The 14,447-nt window shown below is 41.3% G+C and carries 23 protein-coding genes and 1 pseudogene; 4 read left to right on the plus strand and 20 right to left on the minus strand.

What is annotated here, in order from left to right; genetic code table 11:
• Nucleotides 1-181 precede the first annotated feature (181 nt).
• Nucleotides 182-403: pseudogene (locus SPSYN_RS00175) on the plus strand (transposase domain-containing protein); the annotation flags it as partial.
• Between the two features lie 129 nt (nucleotides 404-532).
• On the opposite strand, the gene SPSYN_RS00180 reads toward SPSYN_RS00175, so the two are convergent.
• From SPSYN_RS00180 to SPSYN_RS00240, 13 genes are all read right to left on the minus strand, one after another.
• Nucleotides 533-715 carry a hypothetical protein gene (locus SPSYN_RS00180; RefSeq protein ID WP_161820493.1) on the minus strand — a complete coding sequence of 61 codons (183 nt, stop codon included), beginning with the start codon at nucleotides 713-715 and terminating at the stop codon, nucleotides 533-535.
• A 77-nt stretch (nucleotides 716-792) separates the two neighbouring features.
• Entirely contained in the window at nucleotides 793-2,025 is a 1,233-nt protein-coding gene (locus SPSYN_RS00185) for a phage portal protein (RefSeq protein ID WP_243152856.1), read from the minus strand.
• A 140-nt stretch (nucleotides 2,026-2,165) separates the two neighbouring features.
• Nucleotides 2,166-2,432: a HigA family addiction module antitoxin gene (locus tag SPSYN_RS00190; RefSeq protein WP_161820494.1), complete on the minus strand. Its 267-nt coding sequence runs from the start codon at nucleotides 2,430-2,432 to the stop codon at nucleotides 2,166-2,168.
• Nucleotides 2,433-2,562: 130 nt separating this feature from the next.
• On the minus strand, nucleotides 2,563-2,721 hold the full coding sequence (locus tag SPSYN_RS00195; RefSeq protein ID WP_161820495.1) for a DUF3310 domain-containing protein: 159 nt from the start codon (nucleotides 2,719-2,721) through the stop codon (nucleotides 2,563-2,565).
• Nucleotides 2,722-2,736: 15 nt separating this feature from the next.
• Nucleotides 2,737-4,290, minus strand: a complete 1,554-nt coding sequence (locus tag SPSYN_RS00200; RefSeq protein ID WP_161820496.1) for a terminase large subunit — start codon at nucleotides 4,288-4,290, stop codon at nucleotides 2,737-2,739.
• Between the two features lie 20 nt (nucleotides 4,291-4,310).
• Complete coding sequence (locus SPSYN_RS00205) at nucleotides 4,311-4,823, minus strand: phage terminase small subunit P27 family (protein WP_161820497.1); 513 nt, start codon at nucleotides 4,821-4,823, stop codon at nucleotides 4,311-4,313.
• Between the two features lie 112 nt (nucleotides 4,824-4,935).
• Entirely contained in the window at nucleotides 4,936-5,988 is a 1,053-nt protein-coding gene (locus SPSYN_RS00210; protein ID WP_161820498.1) for a Fic family protein, read from the minus strand.
• 94 nt (nucleotides 5,989-6,082) lie between these two features.
• Nucleotides 6,083-6,304 (minus strand): gamma-glutamylcyclotransferase, encoded by a 222-nt coding sequence (locus SPSYN_RS00215; protein ID WP_161820499.1) that lies wholly within the window; start codon nucleotides 6,302-6,304, stop codon nucleotides 6,083-6,085.
• A complete protein-coding gene (locus SPSYN_RS00220; protein ID WP_161820500.1) occupies nucleotides 6,297-7,103 on the minus strand; it encodes a virulence-related protein in 807 nt (268 codons plus the stop codon). The genes SPSYN_RS00215 and SPSYN_RS00220 overlap by 8 nt, the downstream gene beginning before the upstream one ends.
• Before the next feature lie 94 nt (nucleotides 7,104-7,197).
• Nucleotides 7,198-7,695, minus strand: a complete 498-nt coding sequence (locus tag SPSYN_RS00225; protein WP_243152857.1) for a gamma-glutamylcyclotransferase family protein — start codon at nucleotides 7,693-7,695, stop codon at nucleotides 7,198-7,200.
• Between the two features lie 139 nt (nucleotides 7,696-7,834).
• Nucleotides 7,835-8,761, minus strand: a complete 927-nt coding sequence (locus SPSYN_RS00230) for an amidoligase family protein (protein WP_161820501.1) — start codon at nucleotides 8,759-8,761, stop codon at nucleotides 7,835-7,837.
• A gap of 118 nt (nucleotides 8,762-8,879) precedes the next feature.
• Nucleotides 8,880-9,092, minus strand: a complete 213-nt coding sequence (locus SPSYN_RS00235; protein ID WP_161820502.1) for a hypothetical protein — start codon at nucleotides 9,090-9,092, stop codon at nucleotides 8,880-8,882.
• Between the two features lie 100 nt (nucleotides 9,093-9,192).
• The gene (locus SPSYN_RS00240) at nucleotides 9,193-10,422 is read right to left on the minus strand and encodes a site-specific DNA-methyltransferase (protein WP_161820503.1); all 1,230 of its coding nucleotides are present in this window, start codon (nucleotides 10,420-10,422) and stop codon (nucleotides 9,193-9,195) included.
• 125 nt (nucleotides 10,423-10,547) lie between these two features.
• Between SPSYN_RS00240 and SPSYN_RS00245 the strand changes: the two genes are divergently transcribed.
• A complete protein-coding gene (locus SPSYN_RS00245; protein ID WP_161820504.1) occupies nucleotides 10,548-10,916 on the plus strand; it encodes an AbrB/MazE/SpoVT family DNA-binding domain-containing protein in 369 nt (122 codons plus the stop codon).
• Here SPSYN_RS00245 and SPSYN_RS00250 read toward each other — a convergent pair.
• On the minus strand, nucleotides 10,913-11,092 hold the full coding sequence (locus SPSYN_RS00250; protein ID WP_161820911.1) for a DNA methyltransferase: 180 nt from the start codon (nucleotides 11,090-11,092) through the stop codon (nucleotides 10,913-10,915). The genes SPSYN_RS00245 and SPSYN_RS00250 overlap by 4 nt on opposite strands.
• A gap of 1 nt (nucleotide 11,093) precedes the next feature.
• The gene (locus SPSYN_RS15655; protein ID WP_202623691.1) at nucleotides 11,094-11,258 is read right to left on the minus strand and encodes a ParB N-terminal domain-containing protein; all 165 of its coding nucleotides are present in this window, start codon (nucleotides 11,256-11,258) and stop codon (nucleotides 11,094-11,096) included.
• 273 nt (nucleotides 11,259-11,531) lie between these two features.
• On the opposite strand from SPSYN_RS15655, the gene SPSYN_RS00255 reads away from it, so the two are divergent.
• Both SPSYN_RS00255 and SPSYN_RS00260 read left to right on the plus strand, forming a co-directional pair.
• The gene (locus SPSYN_RS00255; RefSeq protein ID WP_161820505.1) at nucleotides 11,532-11,921 is read left to right on the plus strand and encodes an AbrB/MazE/SpoVT family DNA-binding domain-containing protein; all 390 of its coding nucleotides are present in this window, start codon (nucleotides 11,532-11,534) and stop codon (nucleotides 11,919-11,921) included.
• Between the two features lie 2 nt (nucleotides 11,922-11,923).
• A complete protein-coding gene (locus tag SPSYN_RS00260) occupies nucleotides 11,924-12,217 on the plus strand; it encodes a type II toxin-antitoxin system RelE/ParE family toxin (protein WP_161820506.1) in 294 nt (97 codons plus the stop codon).
• A gap of 17 nt (nucleotides 12,218-12,234) precedes the next feature.
• Here SPSYN_RS00260 and SPSYN_RS00265 read toward each other — a convergent pair whose 3' ends face one another.
• The 5 genes from SPSYN_RS00265 to SPSYN_RS00285 all read right to left on the minus strand — a co-directional run bounded on the left by SPSYN_RS00265 (nucleotide 12,235) and on the right by SPSYN_RS00285 (nucleotide 14,447).
• Complete coding sequence (locus SPSYN_RS00265) at nucleotides 12,235-12,585, minus strand: HNH endonuclease (RefSeq protein WP_161820507.1); 351 nt, start codon at nucleotides 12,583-12,585, stop codon at nucleotides 12,235-12,237.
• A complete protein-coding gene (locus SPSYN_RS00270; RefSeq protein WP_202623692.1) occupies nucleotides 12,557-12,781 on the minus strand; it encodes a hypothetical protein in 225 nt (74 codons plus the stop codon). The genes SPSYN_RS00265 and SPSYN_RS00270 overlap by 29 nt, the downstream gene beginning before the upstream one ends.
• 587 nt (nucleotides 12,782-13,368) lie before the next feature.
• Nucleotides 13,369-13,809 (minus strand): DUF1492 domain-containing protein, encoded by a 441-nt coding sequence (locus tag SPSYN_RS00275; RefSeq protein ID WP_161820509.1) that lies wholly within the window; start codon nucleotides 13,807-13,809, stop codon nucleotides 13,369-13,371.
• 3 nt (nucleotides 13,810-13,812) lie between these two features.
• Entirely contained in the window at nucleotides 13,813-14,004 is a 192-nt protein-coding gene (locus tag SPSYN_RS00280; protein ID WP_161820510.1) for a hypothetical protein, read from the minus strand.
• Nucleotides 14,001-14,447 (minus strand): DUF7768 domain-containing protein, encoded by a 447-nt coding sequence (locus tag SPSYN_RS00285; RefSeq protein ID WP_161820511.1) that lies wholly within the window; start codon nucleotides 14,445-14,447, stop codon nucleotides 14,001-14,003. Before SPSYN_RS00285 ends, SPSYN_RS00280 begins: the two co-directional genes overlap by 4 nt.

Genomic DNA, 14,447 nt, shown 5'->3' on the forward strand with positions numbered 1-14,447 from the left:
ACAGCCGTTTTAGCTTTGTCTGTATATCACCCGTGCTTTGGCAATCTTGCATTAGCAGACTTACCAGTTCCATTTCTTTGTCCGTGAGTATGTTCTTTGCTCTTTTCACGCTATAACCTCCATTTATTTTTATTTTCCATATGGAGATTATTGCCATTTACACGGGTGCTTATTCAGCCTCATTGGAAGGAAAAATTGGCTCTTCAGCGGCAGCCCGAAAGGAGCCGCAGCCAGTGCTGCTGTGTACAGCATTGTTGAAACTGCTAAAGCGAACGGTCTTAATCCATACAAATACCTGCTTTTGATCTTCCGGGACATGCCCGGCGTCCTCTTTAAGCAATATCCGGAATTCCTTGAAGACTACCTCCCATGGAGTCCAGAAGTTCAGAAAGCCTGTAAGTAGAGCAAAACCTCAGTTTACACTGGTTTTGCTCATTTTTCAATACACCTTGTTACTTGACGCTTACCCATCAACCTCCTTTTGGGCACAAAAAAAGACGTTATCTAAACGTCTTCTAAGGCTACTTAAGATTTATTTATTTTCTGTTTTTTCTTGTTTAATCTCCCTTCGAACTTCTTTAACTAAATTAACAACATCCTCTTCGCTCTTAAGACCTAATCTTTCCGCTTCTCCCGCCATATCATTTTGAACCTTTTTAAGAACCTCCATGGCAGAATTAGTAATTTCAATCCTATCCTCTTTTTCAGCCCCCATTAGGACACCCCCCCCACATTCATACTGATTTATAACAAGTATATGCATTTGCAAGGATAAATCAAATGTATTTTACTTCACTCTTCATCACCCGCATTTTCCTCCAGGGCCTTCTTGGCATAAGCCCCCGCCAACTTTAGAGGCAACATATTGCCGTTGGTAAGATAAAGATCCCCACCTTCCTCCTCGGGTATCGGATCCATGTTTTCCATTCTCCTCACATCGTTAACGGAAAAGAATCCATTTTGAATGCCAATGGCATAACCATCCATCCGGGATTTATAGTCTCCTCGCATCAAGGCTGAGGCATTAAAAGAAACAAAACACTGGCCTTTTTCCTTTTCTTTAAAAAGCTTCCGGTTCATAGCCTGTTCAATCCGTACCAGCCAGGGACGAATGGTATGAACCACAAAGCTAATTGCCATGTTCTCAATGTTGGAAAAACTGGATCGGCTCAGATCAGCCACCATATGGGGCGGCACCTGAAAAATCCGGCAGATTTCTTCTATCTGAAACTTTCTGGTCTCTAAAAACTGGGCATCAGAGTTAGGCATGCTGATAGCCTGATACTGAAGGCCATCCTCTAGCACCGCCACTTTATAATTATTGCGTCCCCCATAAGCGGCCTGCCAGGCATCCCTGACCTTGGTTGGATCCTTTATGGTTCCGGAAGTGGAGAGAATCCCTGTGGGTGTAGCATTGTTAGCAAAAAATCTGCCTCCGTATTCCTCGGCAGCGATATTTAAACCGATGGCGTTTTTTGCTAAAGCCACCGGCGAGTAGCCCATAACCCCATCAAAACCTAAGCCAGGAATATGCAGCACTTCATCCGGGCCAAGATAATAGCTTTGTCCTTCCTTACGGTAGGTGTAGTAAAGTTCACCCTTTTGATCCCGGTCTACCAGCATCTTATCCGGCAAAAGCGGGTATAGCCCCAGCACATCTCCCCGACCATTTCGGATAATCTGAGAATAGCTGTTCCCCCAAAGGAGAAGATGGGTCATCATCGTCTCCCGCAAGGTAAAAGAGCTCATTTCCGGATTCGGTTCATCATGCAAAATCCGGTACAAGGGATGGTCATACATCTTTTCTTTTCCTTCACCCCGGTACCGGTAGGTGTGCAGAGGTAATGATGCTATTGTCTCAGCAATGATTCTCACGCAGGCGAAAACAGCTGTAGTCTGCATAGAGGTTCTTTCATTGACTACCTTGCCGGAGACACTTTGCCCCATGTAGAAATTTGGGGCCTGGCTGACACTGTCTTTTGGTTTGTCACGGGATTTAAAAAGACGTTTTAGAAAATTTGCCAAGGCTTTTCATTCCTCCTTCCATCGTTTTTGGGTATAAAAAAAACACCCTTTATAGAGTGTTTGAGTTAAATACCTTTTAATTATGAATCACTATTTAAGGTACAATTTTTGGTTCTTCCTTTGTGAGCATATTTAGTTCATTATAGCCTGCTACTTTCTTTTTCGTAGTTCTGTTGTAGATTTATCCAGAAGGTAGCTTCAATACCAAGTACATCCTCTAGTCTTTTTGCAAAAGATACAGAGATTGGTGCTAGACAGTTCACGAGTTTGCTTATGTGAGCTTCTTTAACACCAGTTCTGATAGCTAGTTCTCGCTGACTCATATTACGATCTTCTAATATTTCTTTTAATGTCTCACCTGGATGAATAATAAACTCGCGAGAAATGTGATTAATTTTTTCTTCCATATAATCCATCAACCCCATGTAATTAAGTATTTCTATTTTCTTATTGTCTATTAGATCATACTACTGTTAAAATGCCAAGGCACAAAAAGCATCTTCTTTAAACTGCTCACCTTTTATTATTTTGAATTGGTCAGCTCATGAATTCTTCCGCCCAGTACCACCGGGCTTTTTTGAGATCTTCGACTTCTTTTGTTTTATCTTTTTTCGCCACCCGTGAAACATACTTAATGACATTACCCAAACAGTATCCCAGTTTCTTATCTTCAATGACATCAAGTTCTTCTACCATTCTTCTACCCCACTGTCACAAAATAATCATATCCCTCTTATCATAAATAGATCCCCCATCATCGGGCGGATTTACTGTGGCTCTGGCCAGACCCATGATCATGGCTACAATGCCGTCAATCTTTTCTACGGATTTATCCTTATCCACTTTGATATTTCCGGCGGGATCGGTTCTTACCACAATATTATCCGCCATCCATCTAAGCACCGGATGACCGCCATGGGCGATTTGCTGGCTTAAAATCAGGCGCATCATTTCTTTGGTGGGTGGTGACATATCCTTAAAACCCTGACCAAAGGGCACAACTGTAAAGCCCATACCTTCTAGATTTTGACTCATCTGGGTAGCTCCCCAACGGTCGTAGACAATTTCCCTAATGTTATATTTCTCCCCCAGCCTTTCGATGAACTTTTCAATAAAGCCATAATGAACCACATTCCCCTCCGTTAGGTTTAGCAATCCCTGCTGGTACCAGATGTCATAAGGTACGCTGTCTTTTTTCACCCGCTGGTAAAGAGTCTCTTCCGGTATCCAAAAAAAAGGCAGCACATAGTATTTGTCCCCTTCCTCCTCTGGTGGGAACACCAGCACAAAGGCGGTGATATCGGTAGTAGAGGATAAATCCAGTCCTGCATAGCAGGCCCTTCCTTTCAGCTCTTCCGGATCAACCGGGAAATTACACAAATCCCACTTCTCCATGGGCATCCATTTAATATTCTGCTTTAACCACATGTTTAACCTTAGCTGCTTAAAAAGAGCCAAATCCGCCGGATCGTCCTTCGCCTGCTGATAATGTTCCCGGACCCGTTCTATCTGAATGGTATGGCCCAGACTGGGGTTGGCCTTATACCAGTTGTTTTCATCTTCAATATCCGCATCATCTTCCAGTCCATAAATGATGGAAAGAAAACTGGGATCTACTCTTCTGCCTTCCAAGATATCTTTAGCCTTGCAGTGCATTTCCCAGCCATAGCCGGAAAGCTGGTTGCCTGCGGTGGTTAGATATAAAAAGAGGGGTTGGGTCCTGGCATCACCAGAGCCGGTAGTGAGCATCTTAGCCAAATCCGGATTAGGATAGGTCCAGATCTCATCTAAAATTACACAGGAAGCGTTAAGTCCTGATTTGGATTTCACATCAGAGCTTAATACCTGATAAAAGCTCCCGGTCTTAGGGTAAACAATTCTTTTAGTTGAGCGCACTAAGTTTGTGACTTTGGATAGAGTCGGGTTTCCTTCCACAAAGTTAACACTGGTATTAAAAATGATGCTGGCCTGCTGCCTATCACAAGCTGCCACATATACCTCCGCATTAGGCTCCCCATCAGCTAAAAGCATATAAAGAGCAATGGCTGCACCGAGCTCCGATTTTCCATTTTTCTTCCCTATTTCCAAATAAGCGGTGCGATACTGCCTTGTGCCATCTTCCCTCAAAGTGCCAAATAGCTTGCTCACCAAATCCCTCTCCCAAGGCAGCAAGATGAAAGGTTGACCTGCCCATCTGCCTTTGGTGAGTTTTAATTGCTGGATAAAGTTGATAGCATGGTTAGCATGAACCTCACTGAAAGGCAAGATGATCACCTCCTTCCTCGTTAGTCATCTTCTGCCATAACCATGAAATCCTCTGCATTCGGTATTTCTTCCAGTAGACTAGCCATGGCATCTCCCTCAATAACACCACCGGCGTTAGTAATGTTGAGTCTACTGCGAGCTGAAGGAGTAAGCCCCAGCTCCGAGCAGAAGTTTCGCATCTGCTTTAAGTTCTGCTGAGCAATAGAAACTTGCGGAATCTGCTGAATATATCCCGAGGCAGTCTTTAAAATGGAACCGTGTTTAGAGATGAATTCCTCAGCTTCCTTCCATCTAGCATAAGCCTGGCAGTAACCGGCAAAGGCGGCCATGTCTATTCGAGTTAAAAGCCCCATAGCTTCCAACTCTTTTGATAACCTGCGCCATTCTTTCTTGGCATCCGGAAGCAGCCATGACGGGCAGTTGGGTGCTTTCTTTTCGGGTTTGGGTTCATTTTGATTTAAAGGTCTTTTGCCGGGATTGCCTTCTAGCACTTTTAGTACGGTAGGTTTCGGTGGTCTTCCTCTGCCTGCCATTGGCTTTCACCTCCTTTATTTTGCGCAAAGAAAAAAGACCCGAAGGTCTTTATTTGCAGCATATAATATAAGTTACTTTAAAGAAAAAGAGTCTTTTTGAGGCCCCATCAATCTAATCTTCATTTTTAACATATGCAGTGGCTCTTCCGGAACCAACTTTTTTAATATACCCTTCCTTCAATAAATCAGAAAGAGCCTTTTCAATGGTAGTCACACTGATATCAGGGTAAATATTAGCTATATCTGACTTTGAAATCTTTCCAATTCTTCTATCAAATAATTCCTTTACCCTTTCAGCTTTACCCATTTTATCAACCACAACTGTTTCCACTCTATGAGAAAACTCCTTATAGGCTTTAGCTATTATCCCTAAATAATACTTTACAAAGGGGAAATAGTTGTTTTGATTTTCATACCACCCCTCTGAGCTTTGTTGAAGTGTCCTGTAATAACTTTCCTTAGAGTTTTCTATCAGCATTTCAAGGCTAATATATTTCCCTACAAAATAACCCTTTTGGTATAGAAGTAATAAGGTTAAAAGTCTGCTCATTCTTCCATTTCCATCATTAAAGGGATGGATTCCTAAAAAGTCAAAAACAAACTTGGAAATTAAAATCAAAGGATCAATTTTAGCCTCTCTAATAGCCTCTTGATACTCGGTACAAAGTCTTTCTATGGCTTCTGGTGTTTCAAAAGCTGATAGAGGTTTAAAACGAATGTGTCTTATCCCTTTTCCGTCCACTTCTTCTATGATATTATCCTGATTCTTATATTTTCCACCATCAACTGTTGGGAGAAAGCTATATAAGTCCCTATGCAATTGAAGAATTACATTTGGTTTTAAAATAATATGCTCATAGTTTTCGTGGATTGTGTTTAAAACTTCTCTGTAGCCAGCGATTTCTTCTTCATCTCTATTAAGAGGCTCTGCTTTTTCAGATACCAACTCCACCAGCCTTTTATCTGTTGTAAATATACCCTCAATCCTATTGGAAGCACCTGTGCTTTGAACTTTTGCTACTTCAAGCATTGATTTTAGAATATCCGGCTTTGCTTTCATAAAAAGCTCTTGCTTTCCCTTATATCCATGAATTGTTGAAACCAGATTCATCACTTCAGGCACCATCAATTCTTGATCAACTTCCCTATAATTAAACTTTTTCATTATACTTACCTGCCTATTTAAAGATTTATATGCATAATTTTATCACTATTATATGCAGATAACAATCAAAATATGCAGATACTAATATAAACCTCTATCCCTTAATCCCCTTAAAATTGTAATTCCCCTTTTTAATTTCCTCATGGTCTGCCTCAACTGCTTTGTTATAATCCGGCTCATTGGTCTCCTTTTCCTTACAGCTCATGCAAAGGCAATCTTCATTGAACATGGACATGATTCTGCCGCCCGCTAAACTGCCACCGCAGCGGTCACAAGTTGTCTGAGTAAAGAAATTATCCGGTGTCTTTTTATTCATGTTCTCTCACCGTCCTAAAGGCAGCACTACCCCCCAGATGAGCCAACATCGCTTTTCTGGTAGCCTTGTATTTTTCCCCATTCATCCCCAGCCGAATGAGCCAAGTCCTCAAAGCATATTTGGGATTTTCCTCTTGGGTCTGCTTAAAAGATGCCCTCTTTAATGTTTTAGATAAAGTGTTAATTAAAGCCGTAAACTCTGTAAAAGCATTTATAATATCCTGGTCCGGATTAATCCTGCCCAGTTTAAAGGTCAAGGTTTCTTCCCCAAAATCAAATGTCAGCCCGGGACACCGGTCTGCTCCTAAATTTTCAAAGGTTGCTTTAAAATCCTCTAAAGTGCTAATTTTTTCCTTACTTAAATCTTCAGCGAAACTATCATCCATAAAAGGAACCTCTGTTTTAAAAGCCTGCATTATCAGGTTTTGTTTGCTGTAAATCATGTTAATGAGATTCCGAAGGCTTAAAGCTGAATGGCCCTCTAAAGGAAACTTTACTTCAATACTATCAAAAGCTTGTGTGTCACCGTTATTCGCGATTGCCCTAGCTTCAGGTTCGGCCTCCATTGTCATCTCTCCAGTAATCTCCTCTTCAGCTACTGCTGCACTCGGTGGCGGTGCATTTAAAATTTCCTCCATGCTAACTACTTGCCCATCGCTAGTGGTAATAACCCCATGCCGGTCAATGGTGTAGATTTCATCAGAGGTTGTGATTTGGTAGTTAAAGCTGGGAACCGACAGATATTTTGGCGTAACTCCCAGGTGCTCGCCAAGTCTTTTTACTATTTCTTTCCGAGTCATAATTTCTACCTCCCTTGTGTTTTTGGTACTCTATACATTGCTCTAAACACAAGATATATCAAGCTATTTATGCATTTACATTGCTTTATTTTAATCATCGCACCTGCCTTCTTTCCCTATTTCGTAAATCTTGTTCTTTTCTGCTGATATCGAGAGCGGCTTCAATGTATTTATTATCAAAGCCAGCCGTAGCATAACCGACCCTTACAGTTTCAAGATAGCTCCGGCTTGGTAGGTTAAGCTGAATCCTCTCCATCACTTCATCTGTCATGATATACACCATGGCGGTAATTCTCTCGCCGGTTTCAAGATTCAATTCCACTTCCATCTTTTCATAGAACCTGGGGTAGCCTTCGTAATAATCCAGTGCCTTTTCATCCTCCGGCTGCAGCTCCCACACCAACGCCGGTACCTTACTTCCCCGTTTTGGTTCAATAGTGGCATAGGCATTATCTTCTCTGCCTTTGAAAAGCAGCTGATAATCTAAAAGCATCCCTTTGCCATAGACTTTAGCTGTAGGACAGCGATAAGCCATCTGCCCCAAATTCAAGTTAGAACCATAGGCTAAGTTTAGAATTTTATTTCTCTCCACTGATTCACCCATCCTTTCCAAAGAGCCTTTATCTGCCCCACTTTGGCCTCGTGTGGCCCTTTATATCAAGAGTTGCCCTTATATACCACCTAAAGGGCGGTTCCCCGCCCGGTGGCCTTAAGGTTGCTGTCTTTTTTAGTTAAGCGGCCCTTTGGAATCTCCAGGCTGCACTTCCTCTTAAGTGCTTTATAAGATGCTCCCGGCAGTTTTTGAATTCTTCGCCGATGAAGCCGATTCTATTAAGCCAAGTCCTCATTGCGAACTTAGGATTTTCCACCTGGGGCTTTTTGCTGCTGGCGCTCTTTTGAGTTAAGGCTTGGTAATTCATGGCCAAGGCAAGGGTTATGTATGTGCGTATTTTCCCGGCATGCAGTCGGCTGGCGTTAAAACCTCTTAGCTCTACCGTGCCGCAGCCGTTGAAAAAGCTATGTAGGTTGATAAAATGATACCGGCTTTCGTGGTAGTGCCTTGCTCGGCTGTCGCTGTAACCTTCATACCAAATGTCCTCTATCTGCTTAAAGGTGGTAGGCTTTTTCCGGTTCATTCGCTCCACCAAATCTTGGTCCATCTTTTTGCAGTAGCGCATCCTGGTTGGCTCTATCTCCAGGCTTTCATAAAGCAGGTCGTTTCTGGAGTAAATGATGTTAATAAAGTTCCTTAGGCTTCTCGGAGTGTGGTCGGTCCCGTTCAAGTGGATGTGGACCCCTGTTCTGTTAAGCCTCTCTGAGAAGGCCCCAGCCTTTCTAAGTTTTCTGATTAACTCCTGCAAAGTGGCCATGTCTTTTTCGTATGTAAGAATGGGGCTAACCAGCTCAACGCTATATTCCCTGCCCGCTGAAACCTTCTCTCCGTTCACTCTCTTTTGGGTGTAGATGCTGCCATCGTAGACGAATTTCCAAACTCTTCCGTCCGGGGCAGTAACCTTGCAAGTACCGTAAGAGTCCCTTGTCTCTGTAATGGTTCCACCCAAATACCTGGCTGCAACCTCGGCTGCTTGCCTTCTGGTAATTCCCGTAAATTCTACTTCAATGCCAAACTTGGCGGCTAAAAAGTTTTTGTTTTCCATCTGTATTTCCCCCTTCGTGTGTTTTTTGGTAGTCTATATATCACTTAGAACACACATAATAGCAAGGTTTTTATTGAAGAAATACAGTATTTATTTCAATACAATTTAGGGTTAAAACTTACTCAACATCCACGTATTCCATGATAATTCTTAGGGCCTCATCATAGGATCCGGAGGCCATAACTCGCTGGCTTACCTCTTGGGCTTGCTCATTTTTCCCGCTCGCTTTCAGAGTTTGCCGCACCCGGCCCAAAATGAAGAATATATTGCCGTCCTCTCCAACCAGCCTACATTGGGGTTTTAACCCATCAGTTTTTTTCTTACTACCCATAAAAATACCTCCAAATAAGATAGTCACACCATATATCCCTCAATGTTCTCATAATAGCAAGAGGATTTTAGTGTGAATCTTATACGAAAATAGCGGGCTGTTAGCCAATTTCCAAATCCTTATATTGGATCTTTTTCCCATCCCTTATCAGATAAACTTCCTTGTCACTTCCTACATGATCGATAAATCGCTTCACTCCTACATCCACAAAGCGTTCTTCTAGCTCTGCGGCAAAACAAATCCTGTCTATCTGCTCACAGGCTATCAAAGTTGAAGCACTGCCGGAAAAAGGATCTACAACGATAGCATTAACTGCTGTGCTATTTTTAATGGGATAGGCCATTAAGGGGATCGGCTTCATGGTGCTGTGGAGTTTATTTTTAGAAGGTTTATCAAACTCCCATATAGTAGTCTCAGATCTTCCCGCATACCATTTATGTTTACCCTTCTTCTTCCAGCCAAAAAGGCAAGGTTCATTTTTCCAATGATAGGGTGAGCGGCCTAGTACCAATGATTGCTTAACCCACTGGCAAACCCCTGACAAATAAAATCCGGCATCTTCAAAAGCCCTTCTGAAAATTAAGCCTTTTGTATCTGCATGAAATACATATATAGATGCGTCGTTAGCCATTATGCTTTCCATGTTAGTAAAGGCGCTAAGCAAAAACTTATAAAACTCCTCGTCCTGTAAATTGTCATTTTTAATGGTTCCCTGGCTTCCCTCATAGGCAACTCCGTAAGGGGGATCCGTTAATACTAAATTTGCTTTCTTTCCTTCCATTAATTTTTCATAAGTTTCAGCTTTGGTGCTATCGCCACAAATAAGGCGATGCCTGCCCAATAGCCAAATGTCACCCGGTTTTGAAACAGGTTCTTCTTCCAATGCTTTGTCTAAATCAAAATCGTCATCCGTAACATCTTTATCATGTACCTGACTGAAAAGATCCTCTATCTCTGCAGCATCAAAGCCAGTCAGGCTTAAATCAAAGTCCTGTTCATTTAGCTCATGCAATAAATCAGCTAAGGCTTCAATCTCCCAGTCACCGGTTACTTTATTAAGAGCCACATTTAGAGCCTTTTCCTTATCTGCAGGAAGCTTTACTACCACACATTCAACTTCGGTATGTCCTTCTTTCAATAAAATTTTGTACCTTTGATGGCCGCCCACGATATTTCCGGTTTCTTCATTCCAGATAATAGGCTCCACATATCCGAATTCTGTCATGGAACGTTTAAGCTTCTCATAAGCCGGATCCCCGGGCTTTAAATCTTTGCGAGGATTGTATTTAGCCGGTTTGATTTTAGTTACCGGTATTTTTTCTATTCTCAACCTGACCCCCCCAATCAACAATATTTCAGTTAAGTTTTCTTTGTTTCCTTGTTATAATGATTACACGGATACTGAGATGTGTGTAATTTTTAAAACTTGCGCATACTATAAAGGAGGTTATTATTGTGCCTGCAAATGCAATGGAGCGTGATGTCATGAATCGTAAAATAATAAGCGTTTCCAAAAAACGCCAGATCACCATTCCTTTACAGTTTTATAAGCATCTTAATCTCGACAATGAGGTTGAATGTTCTCTTGAAGATGGCAAAATCATTATTAAACCCTTACACAGAGAAGCTGCTGAGTTTTCTGTAGAAATTCTAAAAGACTTAATTTCTCAAGGCTATTCAGGGGAAGAACTTGTTACTCAGTTTGAAATCCAAAGTAAAAATATTAAAAAAGCTATCGCTGTTATGCTAGAAGAAGCTGATGCTATAGCCGCTGGTGAAATACCTTCAGCTAGCTTTGATGATATTTTTAATTCCGAGGATTAGCCATGTATGAGATAAAGCCGTTTAACGGTTAAATCGCAATAACCTGGCGAAAGCTCCATACCATAGCAATTACGACCGAGCAGCTCTGCGGCTAATAGGGTAGTCCCGGACCCATTTAAAGGTTCATAAATTATATCCCCCACATCGGTAGTCAGTTTAATAAAAAAAGCTGGCAGCTTAACCGGAAAAACGGCTGAGTGTTTTAAGGTTTCCTGATTCCTGGATAGATTTTTTCAGCTTTTCGTATTCCGGATCTCCCGGTTTCAAATCCTTTCTTGGATTATATTTGGCCGGGTTAATCTCACTTACCGGTATCTTTTGAACAATCATCCCTTGGTTCATTTACAAACCTCCTCCGTTTTCTGGCATTAAAAAAGCCCGAAGACTTAAATCGTCATCGAGCCGAAATCCCTAGTTAATCCCCCCTTGCGAATTATGCGATTTTTCACACAAGGCCCTGGCGCGTTGTCTTTTCAAGGCTTCCCGTAAGATGTCTACCCCCTAGGGGCGCTAATTGTAAAATCAATTTGACAACTGTTCCCTAAAGCTTTACAATTTAAGTAAGGAACTTTGTTTCCTTACTTATGCATTTTTAGTTGAAAGGAGCATAAAATAATGTTAACAACAAATATAAATGCAGGAGATGGACAAATGGAAAAACGCCGGATTAATATCTCCAGTAAAAGACAGATCACTATCCCCGCAAAATATTTTGATTCCTTAGGTTTAGATAAAGAGCTTGACTGTATCTATTCTAAGGATATGTTAATCCTTTTGCCTGTGAAAAAAGAAGATCCCGCTTTTGCTGAGGAGATCTTACAAGATCTAATCGAGCAAGGTTTTTCAGGTGAAAAGCTATTAACCGAGTTTAAAAAAGCCAATCGTAAAGTTAGGCCTGCTGTTGAAAAGTTAATCGAAGAAGCTGATGAAATTGCAAAGGCAGCCTCTGTAAATTATATAGATCCAACAGACGATATCTTTGGCGATGAAGAAACGGAGGCTTAATAATGCTTCCTGTAGTCTATACCCCAATGGCAGAAAAGTATTTTAAAAAGCTTAAAGACAAGCAGCTAAAGAATTCATTCAAGGAAGCAATTGTAAGTATAAGAACAAATCCCCAAATAGGAGACGCCAAATCTGGCGATCTAAAGGGTATTTATAGCCTCGATATTTACTATAATCGTACGAATTATGAGCTTGCCTATAGGATATCTCAACTCGAAAATGGCGAAATAGTAGTCATCATCATGGCTGGCACTAGGGAAAACTTTTATAAAGAACTAAAAAGATATATGAAGTAATGCTAAGTTAGTCCTTTCTAAATATTTCCAAAGCCGCCATCTTCTTCAGCAGTTTTTTTACTGTGACAACTTTTACAAAGGGGCTGCCAGTTCTTTCTGTCCCAGAAAAGTTTTCTGTTCCCGCCGTGGGGAATGATATGGTCCACCTCTGTTGCCGGAGTAAGCCTTCCTTCTTTTTGACATTGAACACACAAAGGATGCTCTTTTAAAAATTGCTTACTGGCCTTTCGCCATTGGTAAGTATAGAACTTTGAACTTTTCTGGTTATGTTCTTTTGTTACCTGCTTTTTATGTTCATCGCAGTACCTGTCATTAGTTAATGCCTGGCACCCGGGGTAGCTACAAATAGTTTTTGGTTTCCGAGGCATCAGTCTTCACCTTCCTCTCCCCTTGGTCACAGCCAGACCAGGAGATCCGTTTATGTTTATCGCCGTTTTCGGAAATGTTAATTAAGGATTTATGATATTCGCTTTCTGGATTGCTGCATTCATAAGCTTTCCAATCCCTATCGCTGGCTGATTCATCAATAGTGGCAAAGCGACAGGATATACATTTGATTTTCATAAGACACCTCCCCGTTTTGGGCATAAAAAAAAGCCCCGATAACAAATTAAATGTTTCAGAGCTTTTCTACTATATTAAATTAGGTAGGTGGCCTAAAACCACCCTAGGAAATCCAGTGTGCCCAACCAGATGCTGGGCTAAATAGTTTTTGCCAATATCCAATCAGAATTTTAATGTATTATAAAACAGGCCGTTCGATCCATTTTCAGATAAATGAAGGCCTATTACTGCGCCGAAAAACGCCTAAAAATAAAAATACGAGATGGTGCAGGCACCTTCTCGCTAAAAACTCCTACGAGTTTTTGTTCATTGCTAGAATTATATACATAGACTACAAAAATAGTCAATGGTTTTGCCATAAAAGTATTATATCAGATTATGACAAAATTCTGCTTATATAATTTGGGGCATAGAAAAAGCCCTTAAGGATTTGATCCCTGAGGGCTCTATATCAAGAATGCTGCGTTTCCCGGGAGTCGTGGTCGATCTATCCCTAGGGCCTATTCAAACAGCATCTGGTGTTCTTGATTTTCTATACCATTACACTTTATAGTATAGCACGGGTTGGCTGTTGCTTCTTGTTGTTTTTATTGCTTTTTGTTGCTTTTTGATGCGTGTTTCATTTTTTTCTCGATTTCTTTTAAAGCACTACCGTGCAAACGTGAAATCCAACTCCTATCAAATCTTAATTCCCCGGCTACAGCTTCCCAAGACCAACCGTTAACATATCTCATCTCCAACAGCAACTGGCAAATAGGATCATCCACCTGGCTAATAGTATCCATGATTTCTGCCTTCACACCCACCAGACGGTTAATGTCCCGATTAATTTCTTTTTCTAAATCCACAATTTTGGCTATGGTATTTTCCATATGGCTTTTTGTATTTTTGCCGCCGGACACTTTTTCCTCTGTAAGATTAACACTTACCTTCATAGCCAACGCTCTTAAAGTTTCTAATAGCTCCAGCTTGCTATTAATCCGCTGATCAAGCCACAAGGCTTGAGATAAATATTCCTTAGCGCCCATGCTTTACACCTCCATCTTGTAATACTTTTCAAAGATGTGTTTTTGCTTCTTAGCATCTAAACCTCGAATTCTCTCCAATGCCTTTTCTTGGTCCAGTAAATATTGCTCCTTGGTTTTATAGAAATTGCAGCCTTCACATTGTTTTTCTTTCAAAGCTATGCAGCTATTTCGTTTATAAGCAAAGCAGTCTTTCATCTTCTTTGACCCCCAATCTCCCCGTATTCCCTTTGTCCTGTCATCTCCCGGCATTCCGTTGTGAAATATCGAATCGGGATATTCCACTTCTTTGCTCTTCTCACTTCTGCCGCCATTCCGGTTGAAAGCTCTCGTCCAAAAACCCATAACTCCTGACACTTGCTTAAAAGGATTAGTCCCATTTCCATTCCCAGCTTTCTTTCCTCCGGATCATTTTCTTCTAAAAATTGTGGATACATGAGATGCGGGATGATCGGAACAACGTTTTTGATTACGGCGAAACGTCCATACCTTCTTGCTCTTATAGTGTTTAGCTCCAAATCCCCGGCAAAGGGGCTGCAGATGAACACTATCTTTTTTCTTCTTTCTCTCTCAATATTAGTTAAAGCCTCATGGGCCGTTGGATCCAGGTATCCTTCTTGGTTATATAAACTCACTCCCAT

It is taken from the genome of Sporotomaculum syntrophicum, assembly GCF_009932395.1.
Classification (GTDB): domain Bacteria; phylum Bacillota; class Desulfotomaculia; order Desulfotomaculales; family Desulfallaceae; genus Sporotomaculum; species Sporotomaculum syntrophicum.

Coding starts and splice junctions, on each gene's coding strand:
- SPSYN_RS00180 (WP_161820493.1), bottom strand. CDS start 715: ATGGGGGCTGAAAAAGAGGATAGGATTGAAATTACTAATTCTGCCATG.
- SPSYN_RS00190 (WP_161820494.1), bottom strand. CDS start 2,432: ATGGAAGAAAAAATTAATCACATTTCTCGCGAGTTTATTATTCATCCA.
- SPSYN_RS00195 (WP_161820495.1), bottom strand. CDS start 2,721: ATGGTAGAAGAACTTGATGTCATTGAAGATAAGAAACTGGGATACTGT.
- SPSYN_RS00205 (WP_161820497.1), bottom strand. CDS start 4,823: ATGGCAGGCAGAGGAAGACCACCGAAACCTACCGTACTAAAAGTGCTA.
- SPSYN_RS00210 (WP_161820498.1), bottom strand. CDS start 5,988: ATGAAAAAGTTTAATTATAGGGAAGTTGATCAAGAATTGATGGTGCCT.
- SPSYN_RS00215 (WP_161820499.1), bottom strand. CDS start 6,304: ATGAATAAAAAGACACCGGATAATTTCTTTACTCAGACAACTTGTGAC.
- SPSYN_RS00220 (WP_161820500.1), bottom strand. CDS start 7,103: ATGACTCGGAAAGAAATAGTAAAAAGACTTGGCGAGCACCTGGGAGTT.
- SPSYN_RS00230 (WP_161820501.1), bottom strand. CDS start 8,761: ATGGAAAACAAAAACTTTTTAGCCGCCAAGTTTGGCATTGAAGTAGAA.
- SPSYN_RS00235 (WP_161820502.1), bottom strand. CDS start 9,092: ATGGGTAGTAAGAAAAAAACTGATGGGTTAAAACCCCAATGTAGGCTG.
- SPSYN_RS15655 (WP_202623691.1), bottom strand. CDS start 11,258: ATGAACCAAGGGATGATTGTTCAAAAGATACCGGTAAGTGAGATTAAC.
- SPSYN_RS00255 (WP_161820505.1), top strand. CDS start 11,532: ATGTTAACAACAAATATAAATGCAGGAGATGGACAAATGGAAAAACGC.
- SPSYN_RS00260 (WP_161820506.1), top strand. CDS start 11,924: ATGCTTCCTGTAGTCTATACCCCAATGGCAGAAAAGTATTTTAAAAAG.
- SPSYN_RS00265 (WP_161820507.1), bottom strand. CDS start 12,585: ATGCCTCGGAAACCAAAAACTATTTGTAGCTACCCCGGGTGCCAGGCA.
- SPSYN_RS00270 (WP_202623692.1), bottom strand. CDS start 12,781: ATGAAAATCAAATGTATATCCTGTCGCTTTGCCACTATTGATGAATCA.
- SPSYN_RS00275 (WP_161820509.1), bottom strand. CDS start 13,809: ATGGGCGCTAAGGAATATTTATCTCAAGCCTTGTGGCTTGATCAGCGG.
- SPSYN_RS00280 (WP_161820510.1), bottom strand. CDS start 14,004: ATGAAAGACTGCTTTGCTTATAAACGAAATAGCTGCATAGCTTTGAAA.
- SPSYN_RS00285 (WP_161820511.1), bottom strand. CDS start 14,447: ATGGGAGTGAGTTTATATAACCAAGAAGGATACCTGGATCCAACGGCC.